The organism is Leucobacter luti (assembly GCF_019464495.1).
Lineage (GTDB): Bacteria > Actinomycetota > Actinomycetes > Actinomycetales > Microbacteriaceae > Leucobacter > Leucobacter luti_A.
Window position 1 is genome coordinate 846,656 of record NZ_CP080492.1, and the last position, 16,290, is coordinate 862,945.

20 protein-coding genes are annotated in these 16,290 nt (G+C 65.5%); 6 read left to right on the forward strand and 14 right to left on the reverse strand.

Annotated features, from left to right (window positions below; genetic code table 11):
• The first annotated feature begins 169 nt into the window (after positions 1–169).
• Complete coding sequence (locus K1X41_RS03815; RefSeq protein ID WP_132204901.1) at positions 170–565, forward strand: DUF1844 domain-containing protein; 396 nt, start codon at positions 170–172, stop codon at positions 563–565.
• A 99-nt stretch (positions 566–664) separates the two neighbouring features.
• Here K1X41_RS03815 and K1X41_RS03820 read toward each other — a convergent pair whose 3' ends face one another.
• The gene (locus K1X41_RS03820; protein ID WP_132204899.1) at positions 665–1,099 is read right to left on the reverse strand and encodes an Lrp/AsnC family transcriptional regulator; all 435 of its coding nucleotides are present in this window, start codon (positions 1,097–1,099) and stop codon (positions 665–667) included.
• A 79-nt stretch (positions 1,100–1,178) separates the two neighbouring features.
• On the opposite strand from K1X41_RS03820, the gene K1X41_RS03825 reads away from it, so the two are divergent.
• On the forward strand, positions 1,179–1,901 hold the full coding sequence (locus tag K1X41_RS03825) for an AzlC family ABC transporter permease (protein WP_133616168.1): 723 nt from the start codon (positions 1,179–1,181) through the stop codon (positions 1,899–1,901).
• Positions 1,894–2,220 (forward strand): branched-chain amino acid transporter permease, encoded by a 327-nt coding sequence (locus K1X41_RS03830; RefSeq protein ID WP_132205266.1) that lies wholly within the window; start codon positions 1,894–1,896, stop codon positions 2,218–2,220. Before K1X41_RS03825 ends, K1X41_RS03830 begins: the two co-directional genes overlap by 8 nt.
• 13 nt (positions 2,221–2,233) lie before the next feature.
• On the opposite strand, the gene K1X41_RS03835 is transcribed toward K1X41_RS03830, so the two are convergent.
• The 10 genes from K1X41_RS03835 to K1X41_RS03880 form a co-directional block, all read right to left on the reverse strand.
• Positions 2,234–2,383: a MetS family NSS transporter small subunit gene (locus K1X41_RS03835; protein ID WP_133616167.1), complete on the reverse strand. Its 150-nt coding sequence runs from the start codon at positions 2,381–2,383 to the stop codon at positions 2,234–2,236.
• Positions 2,380–4,005 carry a sodium-dependent transporter gene (locus K1X41_RS03840; RefSeq protein WP_220175356.1) on the reverse strand — a complete coding sequence of 542 codons (1,626 nt, stop codon included), beginning with the start codon at positions 4,003–4,005 and terminating at the stop codon, positions 2,380–2,382. Before K1X41_RS03840 ends, K1X41_RS03835 begins: the two co-directional genes overlap by 4 nt.
• Positions 4,006–4,070: 65 nt before the next feature.
• Positions 4,071–4,982, reverse strand: coding sequence for an SseB family protein (locus K1X41_RS03845; RefSeq protein WP_133616165.1), 912 nt, complete (start codon positions 4,980–4,982; stop codon positions 4,071–4,073).
• A gap of 29 nt (positions 4,983–5,011) precedes the next feature.
• Positions 5,012–5,779, reverse strand: a complete 768-nt coding sequence (priA, locus tag K1X41_RS03850) for a bifunctional 1-(5-phosphoribosyl)-5-((5-phosphoribosylamino)methylideneamino)imidazole-4-carboxamide isomerase/phosphoribosylanthranilate isomerase PriA (RefSeq protein WP_132204889.1) — start codon at positions 5,777–5,779, stop codon at positions 5,012–5,014.
• Positions 5,780–5,842: 63 nt separating this feature from the next.
• On the reverse strand, positions 5,843–6,481 hold the full coding sequence (hisH, locus tag K1X41_RS03855; protein WP_133616164.1) for an imidazole glycerol phosphate synthase subunit HisH: 639 nt from the start codon (positions 6,479–6,481) through the stop codon (positions 5,843–5,845).
• On the reverse strand, positions 6,478–7,086 hold the full coding sequence (gene hisB / locus K1X41_RS03860) for an imidazoleglycerol-phosphate dehydratase HisB (RefSeq protein ID WP_133616163.1): 609 nt from the start codon (positions 7,084–7,086) through the stop codon (positions 6,478–6,480). Before hisB ends, hisH begins: the two co-directional genes overlap by 4 nt.
• 10 nt (positions 7,087–7,096) lie before the next feature.
• A complete protein-coding gene (locus K1X41_RS03865; RefSeq protein ID WP_220175357.1) occupies positions 7,097–7,933 on the reverse strand; it encodes a cytochrome c biogenesis CcdA family protein in 837 nt (278 codons plus the stop codon).
• 8 nt (positions 7,934–7,941) lie between these two features.
• Entirely contained in the window at positions 7,942–8,715 is a 774-nt protein-coding gene (locus K1X41_RS03870) for a DsbA family protein (RefSeq protein ID WP_258566638.1), read from the reverse strand.
• A gap of 106 nt (positions 8,716–8,821) precedes the next feature.
• Positions 8,822–9,913, reverse strand: a complete 1,092-nt coding sequence (locus K1X41_RS03875; RefSeq protein WP_220175358.1) for a histidinol-phosphate transaminase — start codon at positions 9,911–9,913, stop codon at positions 8,822–8,824.
• Positions 9,914–10,440: 527 nt separating this feature from the next.
• Positions 10,441–10,836: a LysM peptidoglycan-binding domain-containing protein gene (locus tag K1X41_RS03880; protein ID WP_132204877.1), complete on the reverse strand. Its 396-nt coding sequence runs from the start codon at positions 10,834–10,836 to the stop codon at positions 10,441–10,443.
• Positions 10,837–11,094: 258 nt separating this feature from the next.
• Here K1X41_RS03880 and lexA point away from each other — a divergent pair, with 258 nt between their 5' ends.
• The 3 genes from lexA (at position 11,095) to lipA (ending at position 14,037) form a co-directional block, all read left to right on the forward strand.
• Entirely contained in the window at positions 11,095–11,763 is a 669-nt protein-coding gene (lexA, locus tag K1X41_RS03885) for a transcriptional repressor LexA (RefSeq protein WP_132204875.1), read from the forward strand.
• Positions 11,764–12,088: 325 nt separating this feature from the next.
• The gene (lipB, locus tag K1X41_RS15355; protein WP_258566639.1) at positions 12,089–13,021 is read left to right on the forward strand and encodes a lipoyl(octanoyl) transferase LipB; all 933 of its coding nucleotides are present in this window, start codon (positions 12,089–12,091) and stop codon (positions 13,019–13,021) included.
• An 8-nt stretch (positions 13,022–13,029) separates the two neighbouring features.
• Positions 13,030–14,037: a lipoyl synthase gene (gene lipA, locus K1X41_RS03895; RefSeq protein WP_133616247.1), complete on the forward strand. Its 1,008-nt coding sequence runs from the start codon at positions 13,030–13,032 to the stop codon at positions 14,035–14,037.
• 8 nt (positions 14,038–14,045) lie between these two features.
• On the opposite strand, the gene K1X41_RS03900 is transcribed toward lipA, so the two are convergent.
• Genes K1X41_RS03900 through K1X41_RS03905 form a run of 3 tightly spaced genes read right to left on the reverse strand, consistent with a single transcriptional unit; the run spans position 14,046 to position 16,286 of the window.
• Positions 14,046–14,951, reverse strand: a complete 906-nt coding sequence (locus K1X41_RS03900) for a methylenetetrahydrofolate reductase (RefSeq protein ID WP_133616158.1) — start codon at positions 14,949–14,951, stop codon at positions 14,046–14,048.
• On the reverse strand, positions 14,948–15,364 hold the full coding sequence (locus tag K1X41_RS15360; protein WP_258566640.1) for a hypothetical protein: 417 nt from the start codon (positions 15,362–15,364) through the stop codon (positions 14,948–14,950). Before K1X41_RS15360 ends, K1X41_RS03900 begins: the two co-directional genes overlap by 4 nt.
• Positions 15,315–16,286: a uroporphyrinogen decarboxylase/cobalamine-independent methonine synthase family protein gene (locus tag K1X41_RS03905; RefSeq protein ID WP_258566641.1), complete on the reverse strand. Its 972-nt coding sequence runs from the start codon at positions 16,284–16,286 to the stop codon at positions 15,315–15,317. Before K1X41_RS03905 ends, K1X41_RS15360 begins: the two co-directional genes overlap by 50 nt.
• Positions 16,287–16,290: the final 4 nt, after the last annotated feature.

Here is a 16,290-nt window from a genome sequence, read left to right on the forward strand (position 1 = left end):
GCGCACGCGCCGTCCCACACCCTCATGCTGCCTCGTGAAAGGCGGGGTGCCAACAACCCGGTAACCTTGGAATGGTGCCGGGTGGGAGAATCTCCTCTTCCGCATCTCGGTGGATCACCGAGAACCGTCACTTATCTTAGCACACCACCGTCGCAACAGTCAGGACAGCATGAGCGAGAACCCCAGCGATCAGCCGCAGACCGATTCTGCCGCCCCGGACTCCAGCCGGGAGCAAGACGACGTTGCACAGGCCACCCGCGACATCGCAGACGTGGCAGCGGTTGAGGTCATCACCACTGCAGCAGTGCATCTGCTGAGCGCGGCAGCAGTCAAGGTGGGCCTTGCGGACGACCCGGAGAACCAGACCGATCTCGATGAGGGCCGCAAGCTCATCAACGCGCTCGCCGGCCTCATCACCGCAGGCGCCCCCGAAATCAGCGACATGCACGCCCGCAGCCTGCGTGACGGCCTGCGCTCGGTGCAGCTCGCATTCCGTGAGGCGTCCGTCATTCCCGACGCTCCAGGAAAGGGGCCAGGCGAGAAGTACACCGGCCCGGTGAACTAACCCGCCACACCGCTCAGCGTCAGCATCGCCGCTCCAGCCCCGCCCCGTTCATCACGGTGCGGGGCTGTTCGCGTGACCCGCGAACTGGCTGCATCCAGCTCAGCCCTTAATGTTCTTCATTGCGAAGTGCGAGCTCACTTTGCCGACACCGTGAATTGACATGATCCGGCCGGTCAAGAATTCCTCGTACCCCGCGAGATCAGCGACCGCGATCCGCAGAAAATAGTCCGGCGTCCCAAACAACCGCTTGAACTCTGACACCTCATGGAGCGCGGCGGCCTCACGCTCAAAGCTCGTGACAACCGACGCCTCCTGAGTCACGAGGTCGACGTGCAGGATCACTTCAAAGCCACGGCCCACCGCTCCAGGGTCCACCTCAGCGTGGTATCCGCGGATCACGCCGTCGGCCTCCAGCCGCTGCACGCGGCGCAGACACGGGCCCGGGGTGAGCCCAATCCGGGCCGCAAGCTCAACGTTGGTCACCCGACCGTCACGCACCAACTCATCTACTATTGCGCGATCGAGTCCATCCATGCATCTATATTGCGCTATTTCGCAGAAGAGCGCACCTTTTCGCATGCACATTGCGCACTAACTCCGCGAATATAGTCCTATGCCGGTCTCCAACGCCGCACCATCGGGTGCACCACCCTCACGCCGAGCCCAGATCGCGGCGGGACTCGGCGACTCCCTCGGAGTCGGTCTCGGTATCTTCCCGCTCGGGATCGCGCTCGGGGTGCTCGTCATTCAGGCCGGGCTCCCCTGGTGGGTCTCCCCCGCGCTCGCTATCGGTGTATTCGCGGGATCCGTGGAACTGCTGCTCGTCGGGATGATTGCAGCCGCCACTCCGCTCGTCACAATCGCAGTCACCGTGCTCGCCGTGAACTTTCGGCATGTCTTCTACGCTCTGTCGTTCCCTGTATCCAGAGTGACGCGCGGCCTGCCCCGTGCATACTCCATCTACGCGATGGTGGATGAGGCGTACGCGACCTACGTGCTGATGCCGCCAGAGAAGCTCACTTCGGCCCGGATGGTGACCGGCCAACTCGCGATGCAGGCGTACTGGGTGTTCGGCGGTCTCGTCGGCGTCTGGCTCGCCGCAGCGCTCCCCGCACCCATCGAGGGCTTCGAGTTCGCCCTCGTCGCATTATTCATCGTGATGACCCTCGACGCGCTCCGCAGCAGGAGGGAGATCCCCTCCGCCGTGCTCGCTGGGCTCGCTGTCACTATCGCGCTGTTCGCATTCCCCGAACAGGCACTGCTCGCGGCGCTGCTCATCTTCGTCGGCGGCCTCGCCGTCCGCTATGCCGCAACAACGGGGGCCGCTCGTGCCTGAGCTCGGCTATCTCATCGCGGCCATCGCTACCGCAGGGCTCATCACGCTTGCGCTCCGTGCGCTTCCGTTCGCAATCCTCAAACCGCTCCGAAAGTCGAAGTTCGTGCAGGCGCTCGGACGCTGGATGCCAGTCGGCATCATGCTGATCCTCGCCGTCGTCGTACTCCGAGACGAGTTTGTGCAACGACCGGATCAGAGCTGGGCGGTAATCGTGGCCGCAGCCGTCACGATCGCCGTGCATCTGCTCGGCAAACGCCGTGCACTGCTCAGCATCGCTGCCGGCACCGCCTGCTACATCCTGCTGATCAATCTGCTCTAGACGAGACGCAGCGCTACTCCAGGCGCTCGAACGCGTCGTCCTCCCCGCCAACGGGGTACTCGGCCACCTCGGGTGTGCGCATCAGAAACACTGTGCTCGCGATCAGCCCACCCCAAATGATGGCGAGGGCGAAGATCAGAAAGGTGATCGCAATCGGCGTCATCGTGCCGTCTCCTCCGACTCGGGTGCTGCTGGGGGCGCTGCATGACTTGCGGGCGCTGGCACGGGATCCCGCGTCGTTTTCGCGCCTGGCAGTGCTGGCCACGGCGTGAAGCGATCCGGATTGTAACGCCACGGACTCAGGGTCAACACGACGGAGCCGATGATCATGAGTGCAATCGACCCCCACCCAACAATGAGCAGATAGCCGCCGTCGTAGCCGGAGAACGGCTCCCGCACGAGGTCAATCACGGTGACGATCAGCATGTATCCCAATACCACCGGACCGAGCACCGAGACGCAGAAGAGCCATACGCGGCCAACTTTGAAGGTCGAGAGTACGCTCAGGTGTCCGCTGAGTTCGCGGCCTGCCCGCCGGATCCACAGCACCGTGATCGTCATGACCACCGCGGAGGCCACAATGCCGATGTTGTTCGCCCAGTTGTCGATCGTGTCGAGCGCAGTGAGCCCCGAACTCGTGCCAAACAACACCACCGAGATCACAGCGAGCACTCCGCCAATCCCGTACACCGCACGCTTGCGCGTCAGCCCGAACTTGTCCATCACCCCGGCCAGGATCACTTCCATGATCGAGATCATGGACGTCAATCCGGCAAGCGTGAGCGCGCCGAAGAATAGCGCACCGAAGATCTCACCACCCGGCATCTGGGTGGCGATCGCCGGGAACGTCATGAAGGCAAGACCGACCCCCTTCAAACCTTCCAGATCGGCAACTGCGACCCCCTGCTGATGCGCAAAGAAGCCAAGCGTGGCGAAGACGCCAACGCCAGCCAGAATCTCAAACGATGAGTTGCCGAACGCGACTACGAGACCGGGCGCTGTCATATTCGAGCGTCTGCGGCGATACGAGGAGTACGTCATCATGATGCCGAATGCCACTGAGAGCGAGAAGAAGATCTGACTGTACGCTGCCACCCACACTGAGGGATCCGCGAGCGCCGCAAAATCTGGCGTGAACAGGGCGTTCAAGCCGTCAGCCGCACCCGGCAGAAACAGCGCGCGCACCACGAGGACGAGGAAGCCCGCGACGAGGAGCGGAATCGCAATCATATTCAGCCGCTGGACGCCCTTCACGACGCCAGCGCCGAGCACTACGAGCGCCACGATCCACATGAGGATGAGCGGCACCAGCACCGCGGGTACGAAGTCAAGCGTGAACGGTGCATCCGCAAGCTGCAAGTACTCACCGGTGAAGTACTGTGCGGCATCCTCGCCCCACTTCAGATCGAAGGAGAAAACGAAGTAGCTGGAGGCCCACGCGAGCACCGCCGTGTAATAGATCGCGATGAATACGCAGATCATGACCTGGAACCACCCGATCCCTTCGCCGAGCTTGCCCGCGAGGCGACGCAGCGCGAGCGGGGCCGAGCCGCGGAACCGGTGGCCGATCGCATAGTCGAGGAACAGGATCGGGATCCCGGCGGTCAAGAGCGCGACGATGTACGGGATCAAAAATGCTCCGCCACCATTCTCATAGGCGACCCCGGGGAAGCGCCAGATATTGCCGAGGCCCACCGCGGAGCCGATGGCGGAAATGATGAACCCGAACTGGCCGGTCCATTCGGCGCGTGCTGGTGCGCTGGTGGGTGTCGTGGTCTGCGTCATCGTTCTCGCTTCGTCGGCGGCCGAATTCTGGCCGAAGGCATCAGGCGAGCGTAGCAGGGGTTGCGCTACTTGCCCGCGTTCGGTTGATCCGCGATGGGACGCAGTCGCATCGAGTCGACACGCTCGGCGATGGTCTCGGATGCTGCCCAACGGGACTGCGCGCGTTCGAGGAGCGCAGTGAGGGCCTCACGATCCAGCCCGGGTGCGAGCTTCAGATTCACATCAACCTCGGGGGCAATCAGCCTGCCCTCCGGATCCCCTGGTGAGAGCCAGAGATCCGCCACTGCTGGCTCCGAGGTGACGGCAGCGCGAAATGCCGCGAGCACCGCTTCGTCGGCCCAGGCCGGCACATAGGTCTCGCCCAGCGCGAGGGCGCGCAGCGCGGGGCGCCGGATCCCGTACTCCAGTTCCGGAGTTGCGGCGTCCAGAATAATCAGATCCGTCAGTTCCTGCACCGCTGCGAGCGCGGCCTGCGTTGCTGGCACCGGGATCGGCCTGGCTTCTTCGTGCCAGCGGCCGAGCGTCTCGACCGAGCTGAACACGGGCAGCACTCGGCGGCCATCAGGAGCCGCGACCGTCACGATCGACAGCTCCTGCGTTTTCTCCACGGTCTTGCCCTCGGGAGTGACTCCGACGTCACCGGCCTCGGCAAGCATCGGCACGAGCACGCGTGAGGTGCCGAGCGCCAAGATCACCCGGGTGTGTGCGTCCGCGATCCGCGCCACGGCCTCCCAGTGCGTCGCGGCGGACGTGGCGGCCGCGGCGTCGGCGGCAGCCGCACGCAGTTCAGCTACCGCAGCGGCGACCCGCTCAGGTGTCGCACCATCATCGTCGGCGAACGCTGTGCCGTGATGGTCGAAGCTCCGCCCTTCCCACGGAAACCCGGCGGAGTCGACAGCGCCGCCGGGCACCAGGCTCTCTGGCACACCCGTCGTGCGAGGTGCGTCGCCGGTGGACGGCAGTTTCTTGATCGCCATGGTGCGCGTGCGCCTGGTGCTTGTGCCGGCTAGGAGTGCGCCCGTGCGGGGCGGCCAGCGATGTCGAGGGCCGCAGGCAGAGAAAATGCCCCGTCGTAGAGGGCCTTGCCGATGATTGCGCCTTCGACGCCGAGCGGCACGAGCGCACGCAGCGCGACGAGATCGTCGAGGCTCGAGATACCGCCGGACGCCACGACGGGGCGGTCAGTGCGGAGCGCGACCTGGCGCAACAGTTCGACGTTCGGGCCACCCATCATGCCGTCTTTTGTCACGTCGGTCACCACATAGCGCGAGCAGTTCGCGTCTTCCAGCCGATCCAGCACGTCCCAAAGGTTGCCGCCGTCTTCGGTCCAGCCGCGGGCTGCGAGCGTCTCGCCCCGCACATCAAGGCCGACCGCGATCTGATCGCCGAAGCGTGCGATCACGGAGCGCGTCCACTCAGGGTTCTCGAGCGCTGCGGTGCCGAGGTTCACCCGCCGTGCACCCATCTCAAGCGCAGCTTCGAGACTCGCGTCGTCCCGGATCCCGCCCGAGAACTCGATGTCGATGGCATTGCCAGCGCGCTTCACGATCTTGCGCGCCACAGCAACGTTGCTGCCGCGCCCGAAGGCCGCGTCGAGGTCGACGAGATGGATCCACTCCGCACCCTGGTCGATCCAGTCCATGGCGGCGTCCACCGGACTGCCATAGTTCGTCTCGGTTCCTGCTTCGCCCTGCGTGAGCCGCACGGCTTTCCCGTCGACCATGTCGATCGCCGGCAGCAGTTGCAGTTTCGGGCCCTCAGCGAACTCGCTCATGTGTGGTGTGCTCCTCGTGCGTGTGAAAAGTGTGGGTCTGGTGAAATCGTGGTGCGCAGGGGGTCAGAACGTGGCGATCCAGTTGCGCAACAACTGAATCCCGGCCTCGCCCGACTTCTCCGGGTGGAACTGGGTCGCACTGAGCGGGCCATTTTCCACTGCCGCGACAAAGCGTTCGCCGTGCTCTGCCCAGGTTACGCGCGGACGCGTCGAGGGGGTGCGGCCCTCAATCGTCCACTCCGTGGCCGCGTTCGAGTGCACGAAGTAGAAGCGTTCGTCCGCGACGCCAGCGAAGAGGCGGGAATCTTCCGGCGCTGTGACGGTGTTCCAGCCCATGTGCGGCAGCACGGGGGCGTCGAGCTCCCGCACGGTGCCTGGCCACTGATCGAGCCCTTCGGTCTCGACACCGCGCTCGACTCCGCGCGCAAACATCACCTGCAGGCCGACGCAGATGCCGAGCACCGCGCGGCCGCCAGCGAGCCGGCGGTCAATGAGTTCATCACCCCGGACGTCGCGCAACTGCTGCATGACGGCGTCGAACGCGCCGACGCCAGGTACCAGCAGGCCATCAGCGGCCTGGACTGCACGTGGATCCCTCGTGAGTTCGACCTCGGCACCCGCCGCAGCCAGCGCTTTGACAGCCGAGTGGACGTTGCCCGAACCGTAGTCGAGGACGGCGACCCGTGGGGCGGCTGCGGTCACAGTGCGCCCTTGGTGGAGGGCACACCGGTGACCAGCGGGTCGAGTGCCTTCGCCTGCCGAAACGCCCTCGCGAACGCTTTGAACTCCGCCTCGGCGATGTGGTGCGGGTCCCGTCCCTCAATCAGTTTCAGGTGCACGGTGAGGCGCGCGTTCAGCGTCAGCGCCTCGAAAAAGTGGCGCACCATCGAGCCGGTGAAGTGACCGCCGATGAGGTGAAACTCGAAGCCTGCGGGCTCGCCGGAGTGCACGAGGTACGGACGTCCCGAAATGTCGACAACAGCCTGAGCCAGCGCCTCGTCGAGAGGCACGAGCGCGTCACCGTAGCGCGAGATGCCCCGCTTGTCTCCGAGCGCCTCAAGCAGCGCCTGGCCGAGCAAGATCCCCGTGTCCTCGACGGTGTGGTGCACATCGATCTCAATATCGCCCTGCGCACGCACGGTGAGGTCGGTCAGCGAGTGCCGCGCGAATGCGGTGAGCATATGGTCGAAGAACGGGACGCCAGTCTGGATGTCAGAGGCGCCGGTCCCGTCGAGGTCGAGGCTCAGGCTGATCTGCGACTCGCTCGTGGAACGCTCGAGTGAGACGGTGCGTGTGGCTGCAGTCATGCGGCCCAGTCTAGCCAAGTTCGGCGAGCGCCTGCGCTCTACGTGCGCGGCCCCTGCGTGCGAAGAATACCGTCAGCCAGGTGCCAGCCAATGCAACAAAGAGCACAGCGACGGCCCAGTCGGGAACTCCGTTGGCGAATTGCATGACGCCCGCCTCAAGCCTGGCCTGATCCGTCGCGCCGAGCACCCCACCGAGCGATGTGGTGCCCTGAGTGACGAGGAGCAGCACGCCGATGCCGACCGTGATGATGCCACCGACGATATTGGTCCAGGTGTTGCGCCACCGCCCGATCACGAGCTCGCGGGGGCGCACGAGCTTCCGCACGGCAGGCAGCCGTTCCCAGAGGAGGGCGAGCAGCAGGAGCGGCACCGTCATTCCAGCGGCAAACACGAGCAGGATCAGCCCACCCAGGAGTGCGTTGCCACCGAACGCGGCGAATGCAAGAGCGGCTCCAAGCATGGGGCCGGCACAGACGCCCGCAAGTCCGTACACCGTGCCGAGCGCAAAGACAGACGCGATCGAGGCGCTCTCGGCGCCGCGCTGCTGGATCACGCCAGGCAGGCGGATCCCGAGCAGCATGGCGGCTCCGAGCAGGATCACGAGCACTGAAGCGACGGTGACAAGAGTGAAGCGGTTCTGGTTCACCCATGCACCGAGCGTCCCAGCGAGCAGGCCAAGCGGCACGAGTGCGGTGGCAAGGCCGAGGAAGAAGACCCCCGTGCGGGCAAGCAGCGCGCCGGGGCTGGAGAAGGCGTAGGCGAAGAATGCCGGGAGCAGCATCACCGAGCAGGGGCTCAGCAGAGTGAGGACTCCGCCGAGGAAGGCGCCGAGGAGACTGAGGCTCACAGTGGGGCTTACTGCTTGGCCGCGGCCAAGGCCTCGTCGAGCATCGTGCGGAAGGCCTCGACCGGCTGCGCGCCGCTCATAGCTTTGCCGTCCGCCACGAAGAATGGCACGCCGCTCACTCCAAGCTGCTGGGCCTGCGTAGTGCTCTGCTCGACGGCCGCGCGGAGATCAGCGCGTTCCATGTCGGTGGCAAAGAGCGCGAGGTCAGGGACGCCAGCGGTCTTCGCGAATGCACGCAGTTCGTCCGGAGTGAGCTCGGGGTGCCCGCTCTCGGGGGCCGCATCGTAGACGGCCTTCAGGAATTCGAAGTAGTGGCCCTGTTCCCCGGCGGCGCGCGCTGCGGCCGCCGCACGAGTGGATTCCTCGCCGAAGTAGGCAACGTCATGGATTTCGAGCCGAACCTTGCCGGTCTCGACGTACTCCTCGATGAGCACTGGGAGGGTGTCACGCGAGTACACGGCGCAGAAGGGGCAACGGAAGTCGGTCCACTCGCTCAGCACCACGGGAGCGTCGAGCGCGCCGAGCGCCATCGTGTCGCCGTCGATGCGGCGCTCAACCGTTGCAGCGGGAGTGCCGGTGCTGCCGTCACCGCTCTGTGGGCGTGCTTCGCCGGCCGCAGTGGTGGCATCCTTCGTGCCGTTCGCGTCCCCGCGCACGAGCTGCACACCGCCGAAGACCAGGCCCGCGACTGCGAGGGCGGCAAGGACGACGTTGAGTGTGCGGGAGCGCCGCAGTGAGCGCTCGAGTTCGTGGCGGGGCAGAGTCTCCGGGGCGTGAGGCATACCTCCCAGGCTAGCTGGGGCCCTGGCGCGGCCTCTCCGCTGGTTCACAGAATGCGGAGCCCGACGGGTGCGCAGCTACGTTTGGCGGCCGCAGGCGCGACGGTGCTCAAGCGTTTCTGGCACCGCCGGCCCCGAGCGCCGCAATCGCAGCAATCACGGCGTCGGTTTCAGCTGCGGTGCCCGCGGTGATCCGGAGATGACCGTCGATGCTGAGGTTGCGGATCAAGATGCCTTCCGCCCGGAGCGCCGCGAAGGTGGCCGCTGGATCGGCGAAGCCACCGACGAGCAGGAAGTTCGCGCCCGAGGGGTGCACTGCGTACCCCAGTTCCGTGAGCGCTGCGCCGAGGCGGTCTCGCTGCATCCGAATATCCGCGACCGCACGAAGCATCGCGTCTGCGTGGCGGAGCGCGGCAGTGGCAGCCGCCTGGGTGAGCGCGGAGAGGTGGTACGGAAGTCGGACGAGACGCAGCGCGTCGATGACCGCGGGATCGGCAGCCAAATAGCCGAGCCGAACACCGGCGAAGGCGAAGGCCTTGCTCATCGTGCGAGACACGAGGAGGCGATGCCGCCCGGGCAGGAGGGTCACCGCGCTCTCGTGTTCTGTGTCGAATTCTTGGTATGCCTCGTCGACGATGAGGATGCCGTCGAACGCGTCATACGCCGCGAGAATGACCTCGCGGTCGAGAGGCGTGCCGGTGGGGTTGTTTGGTCCACAGAGGATCACGATGTCCGGCTGGTGCTCTGCCAGCGCCGCCACCACGAGCTCGGGGGTGAGCGCGTAGTCACTTGGGCGCGGAACGTCGATCCAGGTGGTATCTGTGCCGGAGGCGAGCAGGGGGTACATCGAGTAGGTGGGCGTGAAACTGAGGAGCGATCGGCCTGGCCCGCCGAAGGCCTGCAGGATCTGCTGCAGCACCTCGTTGGAGCCGTTCGCAGCCCAGAGTTGCGCTGGGGTGAGCCCGTGGCCGAGGTAGCCGGCGAGCGCTGCCCGGAGTTCATCAAACTCGCGATCTGGGTAGCGGTTGACGCTCCGGACCGCAGTAGCGAGAGACGCGACGATGTCCGCGACGACTTCGTCGGGGATCGGATGCGTGTTCTCGTTGACGTTGAGGCTGACGGGCACCATATCTTGCGGGGCACCGTACGGCTGCTTCCCGACAAGGTTTGCGCGGAGTGGGAGGTCGCTCAAGCTGGTCACCCCTCCAGTCTATGGGAGGCAGTCCCCCACTGACAGGCCGGGGCCTGAGTCTGACAGTCACACGCTCCGAGCTGCGAGCTGCGAGCTGCGAGCTGCGAGCCGCGCACTACAGGCCGTGAGCTGCGAGCCGTGCACTACAGGCCGTGAGCTGAGAGCCGAGAGCCGTAAGCCGGCAGTCACGGGCCAACAGATGAGGGTGGAGAGCCGAGAGGTGCGAGGCGGGCGTGATGCGCCAGCATCGGGCGGCTGAAGCCGCTGGCTTCAAGATCTGAGCTCGCTATTCAGGGCGAAGGCTCAAGCCGCAGGCTCGGGGGGGGGGCGAAAGCTTAGGCTGCATGCGCGGGGGCGAAGACTCAAGCCACAGGCTCGGGTGAACGGGAGAGGGAAAGGAACAATCGAGTTCTTCGGCTCCGACGACTCCGACACTCATATTCAAGACGATTCCGACACTCATGTTCAGGACGACACTCGCGTTCAGCGAGTCCTATTGCGCAAGTCGCGCAGCCCAGCTCAGAAGAGAGAGCTTCTCACAGGCCGAGGTCTGCCGCAGACACCACGGCCGGGCTATCCGAGAAGCGCAGCGGCACCGCAAGGGGCTGACCCGCTTCGACACCGGAACCGTCGAGCTGGTTCAACTGCACGATCTCCGCAACGAGGTCGCGCGGGTCCGCGCCCGCATCGAGCTCAGTGGCGACTGACCAGAGCGAAGCGCCCGGCTGAACCACGACGTAGTGGAACTGCTGCCCCCCGCCCTGTGCATCGCTTGCGAGCGCCTGCGGCGCACCGAGGGTTGCCACAAAGGCGAGGACTCCAGCGGTGAAGACTGTGGCGAGGGCACCCAAGACGACGCGACCACGCCGGGTCAGGCGCAGCCGGGTGCGGGACTCAATCGGCTGTACTGCCTGAATCGCTACGGCACTCATGGTGACTTCCTTTCTTCGTGACGCTCGCGAATACCAGATCCGTGCGAACATCTGTTTCGAATATATCTTCGATAGATCGAAACCGCAACCGCGAGTTCGAATCTATGTTTCGATCTTTTCCGCGACACTCGAACACATGTTTGCCGGCGTTCGAACGTTGCGACTAGGGTTTCGAGCAACGCGATCACTGAATCAGGTACCACTGACATTCGCTGACCCCAGCCCCACACCAGGCCTCCCGAGGCGGAAAGGACAGCGATGAGCGATGCAGCCACGCCGAACTCCATGAAGCCACTGACCGAGAAGCAGCAGGCAATTCTCGAGTTCATCGGGCGCTCAGTTGAATCTCGCGGGTACCCGCCAAGCATGCGCGAAATTGGCGATGCCGTTGGCCTGTCGTCACTCTCGAGCGTCACCCACCAGCTCAGCCGGCTGGAACTCGGCGGATACATTCGTCGCGACCCGAATCGGCCGCGCGCACTCGAGATCCTGGTTGAGCTCGCCTCCACAAGCAGTGCGATTGCCGATGCTGGTGCGCACCAGCCACAGGAGACCGCCTTTGTGCCGCTCGTTGGCCAAATCGCGGCGGGTGTCCCCATTACGGCAGATCAGCAAGTTGAAGAAGTTGTCCCACTTCCCCGCCAGCTCGTTGGTGACGGCCAGCTCTTCATGCTCAAGGTCGTGGGCGAGTCCATGATCGACGCGGCAATCTGCCACGACGACTTTGTGGTCGTTCGACAGCAGCGCGAAGCAGAAAACGGCGACATCGTTGCGGCGATGCTGGACGGCGAGGCTACTGTCAAGGTATTCCGGCGCCGTGACGGCCATACCTGGCTCCTTCCCCGCAACAGCGCATTTGAACCAATCCTCGGCGACCACGCCGAGGTACTCGGTCGCGTCGTGGCTGTCTTCCGCTCGGTGAAATAGAACCCAGCACGCTCCTCTACAGCACTCTGGCCCCGGACACCACCGTCCGGGGCCAGAGTGCTGTGCGCGCTCACGCGCCAACCGCCTTTCCACACCACACCCCTGGCGCAACCTGAGCACCTGGCGGAGCCCGAGCATCGACCGCCATGCGCAAACGAAGTGGAGTTCGCGCAGGAGATTCGACCTCACGCAGGATCCTTTTGTCGAATTCGGGCCGAAAGAACTCGAATTTCCTGCGCGAACTCGGCCCCCTCCCACATCATCGACAAGCACCTCACACGCACCCAATTTGCTTTGTTGCACCGAGTCTATTTAAGATGACGGCATGAGCTCCCCCCATCTCCTCATGGCTGCTTCACCCGCGCAGCGCCCCCGTGTTGCCTCGCCAAGATTCGACATTGCAGGCCTCGCGCCGCAGTTCATCGACTACGAACACGGGCTCTCGCTCCAGCGCGAGGCTGCGGACCGCGTCCGCAGTGGAGCGGACCGAGGCACCGTGTTCCTCCTCGAGCATCCTCCGGTCTACACTGCCGGACGCCGCTCTCTCCCCGAGGAGTATCCAACAGACGGCACCCCGGTCGTAGCGGTGAATCGCGGCGGCAAGGTCACCTGGCACGGGCCCGGCCAGCTCGTCGTGTACCCGGTGATTCGGCTCGCGGATCGAGTCGGCGTTGTCGACTTCGTGCGGGCACTTGAGGGGGTCCTCATTGACGTCGCGGCGCAGTTCGGAGTCTCCGGCTTCCGCGTCCCAGGCAGATCCGGCGTCTGGGCGGCAGCTCAAGACAGCTCAGCACCCTCAGCACCCCCGGCTCCCCCTGTCGCCTCGGACCAGCCCGACGCCCCGCACCCTGGAGCCGCCCAGAACTCAGCGCACGCCCAGAACCCAGCGCACGCCCGGGACGGAGCGCACGGCCGAGACGGAGCGCACGCTGAAGACCCGGGGCACACGCAACGCCCAGCGCACGCTCAAAGCCCAGCGCACCCGCCCCAGAGCGCGAGCGATTCCCGCCACCTGCCACACGCGCCCGCCAAGTTCGCTCAGATCGGCCTGCATACAGCCGACGGAATCGTCACTCACGGCATCGCTCTCAACTGCAGCAATGACCTCACCCCGTTCGATTCGTTCGTGCCTTGCGGCATTTCGGACGCCGGGGTGACCTCGCTCAGCGCGCTCGCCGGCCGCACGATCTCTCCCGCTGAGGCCGCCCCGATTCTGCAGGCACGACTCGCCACGACACTTCTGGAGGTGGTGGCGTGAGCGCCCAAATGCTGCCCTCAACGGGCACTCGGCCAGAACCCGAGGGGCGCAAACTGCTCCGGATCGAAGCCCGCAACGCAGAGACGCCGATCGAACGGAAGCCACCCTGGATCAAGACTCGTGCACGATTTGGGCCGGAGTATCAGGAGGTGCGATCGCTCGTGCAAGCGGGCGGGCTCCACACCGTGTGCCAGGAGGCTGGCTGCCCGAATATCTCGGAGTGCTGGGAGGATCGCGAAGCCACCTTCCTCATCGGCGGCTCGATCTGTACGCGCCGCTGCGATTTCTGCATGATCAGCTCAGGAAAGCCGCTCGCACTTGATCGTGACGAGCCACGCCGTGTCGCCGAGTCTGTGCGCACCATGGGGCTCCGCTACGCCACAATCACGGGCGTCACGCGCGACGATCTCCCAGACACGGGTGCCTGGCTCTATGCCGAGACAATCCGGCAGATCCACGCGCTCAATCCAGGCTCGGGAGTCGAAGTGCTTGCGGATGACCTCGGCGGACGGCCCGAGGATCTGGAGCAGGTGTTCGATGCCGCACCGCAGGTGTTCGCGCACAACATCGAAACGGTGCCACGAATCTTCAAGCGGATCCGGCCCGGCTTTCGCTACGAACGCTCGCTCGGGGTGATCAGCCTCGCCCATGCAGCCGGCATGGTCACCAAGTCAAACCTGATCCTGGGCATGGGCGAGACCAGGGCCGAGATTACTGACACTATGCAGGAGCTCCACGACGCAGGGTGCGACATCCTTACGCTCACCCAGTATCTTCGCCCGTCACAGTTGCACCACCCCATCGATCGCTGGGTGCGCCCCGAGGAGTTCGTCGAGCTGAAGGCCGAGGCCGATGCAATCGGCTTCGCCGGCGTGCTCGCCGGCCCGCTCGTACGCTCGTCGTATCGGGCCGGCAGGCTCTGGGCTGCCACCATGGCAAAGCAGGGCAGGCCGGTGCCGGAGGCTCTCACACACCTGTCAGAGCGCGCAGCGACCGAGTTCCCGCAAGCCGTGTAGCGCTGTCGCTACCCCACCGGATCAGGGGTCAGGAGGTGGAGTTCACGCAGCACTGCAAGCACGCGCTCGTGCCGGTTAAAGGTGTACAGGTGCACGGACGGGGCGCCGCCGGCGAGCAACTGGCGCGCCAGTTCGACCGTGTGCTCCACGCCGAGTTCTGGTGCGTATCCACCGGCAGCTTCCATCTCGCGCGTCAACTCTTCCGGCGCCTGCCTTCCCGCGAGCTCGGCCACTTTGCGCAGCTGTGCACTCGTCGAGACGGGCATCAGACCAGGCAACACGGGGATCCGGAGTCCGGCGCGCTGAGCGTCACTCACAAACGAGAGATACTCTTCCGCACGGAAAAACAATTGCGTGATCGCGAACTGTGCTCCAGCTTCCTGTTTCGCGATCAGCCAGTCGATGTCTTCCGCGCGGGATCGAGCCAGCGGGTGGCCGTTCGGGTACGCGGCAACCGCAGTGCGTCCGACGCTTGTCAGCGCGGGGCGCTCGGCGCGGGCCTCGGCCACGAGCTCAACCAGTTCGAGCGAGCTGAGCGATCCAGCAACTGCGGGATCCGCCTCCGTCAGTCCTCGCGGTGGGTCCCCGCGCAGCGCGAGGAAATCGTGGACCCCGGCATCCATGATGCTGTGGATCGCAGCGCGCACAGTCGCTCGATCCTCACCCACTGTGGTGAGGTGCGCGAGCGGAAGCGCGTCCGTGTGATCTCGCAGGTACTTCAGGAGGTCGACTGAAGCATCACGGTTAGAACCGTTGGCACCATAGGTTACCGAGATGAAGTCCGGGCCGGCCGCCGAGAGGTGCTGCACGGCGTGGCCGAGTGCGAGCGCGGCAGCACCGCTTCGCGCAGGGAACACCTCGAACGAGAATCTGGCGCGCGTCGGCGCACTGCCGGTGAGCAGCGGGGAGGTCATGCAGCACCTCCTGCCGGGTGTGGGGCGGTCCCGGATCCGGGCACCGAATCCTCGGCAGCCACAGAGCCAGCCGCCGGACCCTGGTGCGGCGTCGCAGCGCGAGGCACCGCTTGTCCTGTCGCTCCATAGCCAGCATAGGAGAGCGGCTCTGCTGCGGCAGCGCCAGCAAGTTCGGTCGACGCGAGCGCAGTGCCGCGCACGCGCGCAGCGATCTTCGCAAACGCAACATCTCTGGCGAAGTCGGGCGACCCGTGCCGCGGCTTCTCATCGATCAGGTAGGGAGAGAACCCGCAATCGTCGGTCGACCCGAGCAATTCTGCGGGGATGAAGCGCGCAGCCCGCACGAGCTGGTCCCGGATCCCCTCAGCTGTTTCTAGCTTCGGGTTCGTGGGGTTTGTGACGCCGAGCAGCACTCGGGGTGCCTGCCCAGCGCCGCGCGCCCGTCCGCGCAGCTGGCGGCCAACGAGTCGCGCGACGCGATCTGGCTCCCGCTCCCCCAGCCTGCACCAGGAAATACCCCGCTTCGATCTGGAACAGCTCAGGGAGCAGCTCTGCATAGTCGACGTCAGCACTGTGCGCTGAGTCATTGTCGTTCCCCGGGCACGTGTGCACGCCCACCGCGGCGCGCTGCTCGGGCGTGAGTCGATCCAGCACCCTGTTGATGAGCGCGATGAAACCCCCGAGGGCTTCCGGCCCCGCCCACGGAGCACGCACATCGCGCCGCAGTGCGAGTCTGCCCTCGGTGAAATCAATCGACACGCGTGATGCGCCCGCGGCAAAGCTCCGTCTGATGTCTTCTGCGCAGCCGGCGACGACGTCCTCCAAGAAGTCCTCGCGCGAATACTCGCCAAGCCCCTCCGCGGGCACCATCAATGAGAGCATTGATGGCGAGATCACGGCCTGTTTCAGCGGCAGTTCCGTCAGTGCACGCGCCGCAGCAACATCAGAGGCTGCCCAAGCTTGGAACGCGAACGGTGCGCGCGCCAGACTTGGGATCACCCGGTGGTGACCATCGGCGAACACGGCGAACACTGGACCGGCTGAGACGTCAGCGGTGCCGAGCGGGTAGCTCGCGAAGCTTTGTCTGCGCTGCTCCCCGTCGCTCACGATCGGCGAACCGGTCGCTGCAAATCGAGCCAGAGTATCGGCCACGGCACGATCCTGCTCCGCCGTGAGTTCCTCCTGAGAAGCAAGTCCGGTCTCCGCATCGAGCACGACGCGTTGCAGATTCGAGGGTCGTGGGAGCGACCCGACGGCCTCCGTGGGGAGGCCGGAACCCGGCCAGGGTGCGGCCGGGGCCGGCCGATCCTGCGGAGTCTCCGCCTGGTCGGTCACTGGA

What these genes read in the sequence shown, in the direction of transcription:
- K1X41_RS03870 (WP_258566638.1), bottom strand. Translation starts at nt 8,715, where the DNA reads ATGCCTCACGCCCCGGAGACTCTGCCCCGCCACGAACTCGAGCGCTCA.
- K1X41_RS03825 (WP_133616168.1), top strand. Translation starts at nt 1,179, where the DNA reads ATGCCGGTCTCCAACGCCGCACCATCGGGTGCACCACCCTCACGCCGA.
- K1X41_RS03820 (WP_132204899.1), bottom strand. Translation starts at nt 1,099, where the DNA reads ATGGATGGACTCGATCGCGCAATAGTAGATGAGTTGGTGCGTGACGGT.
- lexA (WP_132204875.1), top strand. Translation starts at nt 11,095, where the DNA reads ATGAGCGATGCAGCCACGCCGAACTCCATGAAGCCACTGACCGAGAAG.
- lipB (WP_258566639.1), top strand. Translation starts at nt 12,089, where the DNA reads ATGAGCTCCCCCCATCTCCTCATGGCTGCTTCACCCGCGCAGCGCCCC.
- priA (WP_132204889.1), bottom strand. Translation starts at nt 5,779, where the DNA reads ATGAGCGAGTTCGCTGAGGGCCCGAAACTGCAACTGCTGCCGGCGATC.
- K1X41_RS03880 (WP_132204877.1), bottom strand. Translation starts at nt 10,836, where the DNA reads ATGAGTGCCGTAGCGATTCAGGCAGTACAGCCGATTGAGTCCCGCACC.
- K1X41_RS03840 (WP_220175356.1), bottom strand. Translation starts at nt 4,005, where the DNA reads ATGACGCAGACCACGACACCCACCAGCGCACCAGCACGCGCCGAATGG.
- K1X41_RS03900 (WP_133616158.1), bottom strand. Translation starts at nt 14,951, where the DNA reads ATGACCTCCCCGCTGCTCACCGGCAGTGCGCCGACGCGCGCCAGATTC.
- lipA (WP_133616247.1), top strand. Translation starts at nt 13,030, where the DNA reads ATGCTGCCCTCAACGGGCACTCGGCCAGAACCCGAGGGGCGCAAACTG.
- K1X41_RS03845 (WP_133616165.1), bottom strand. Translation starts at nt 4,982, where the DNA reads ATGGCGATCAAGAAACTGCCGTCCACCGGCGACGCACCTCGCACGACG.
- K1X41_RS03815 (WP_132204901.1), top strand. Translation starts at nt 170, where the DNA reads ATGAGCGAGAACCCCAGCGATCAGCCGCAGACCGATTCTGCCGCCCCG.
- hisB (WP_133616163.1), bottom strand. Translation starts at nt 7,086, where the DNA reads ATGACTGCAGCCACACGCACCGTCTCACTCGAGCGTTCCACGAGCGAG.
- K1X41_RS03835 (WP_133616167.1), bottom strand. Translation starts at nt 2,383, where the DNA reads ATGACGCCGATTGCGATCACCTTTCTGATCTTCGCCCTCGCCATCATT.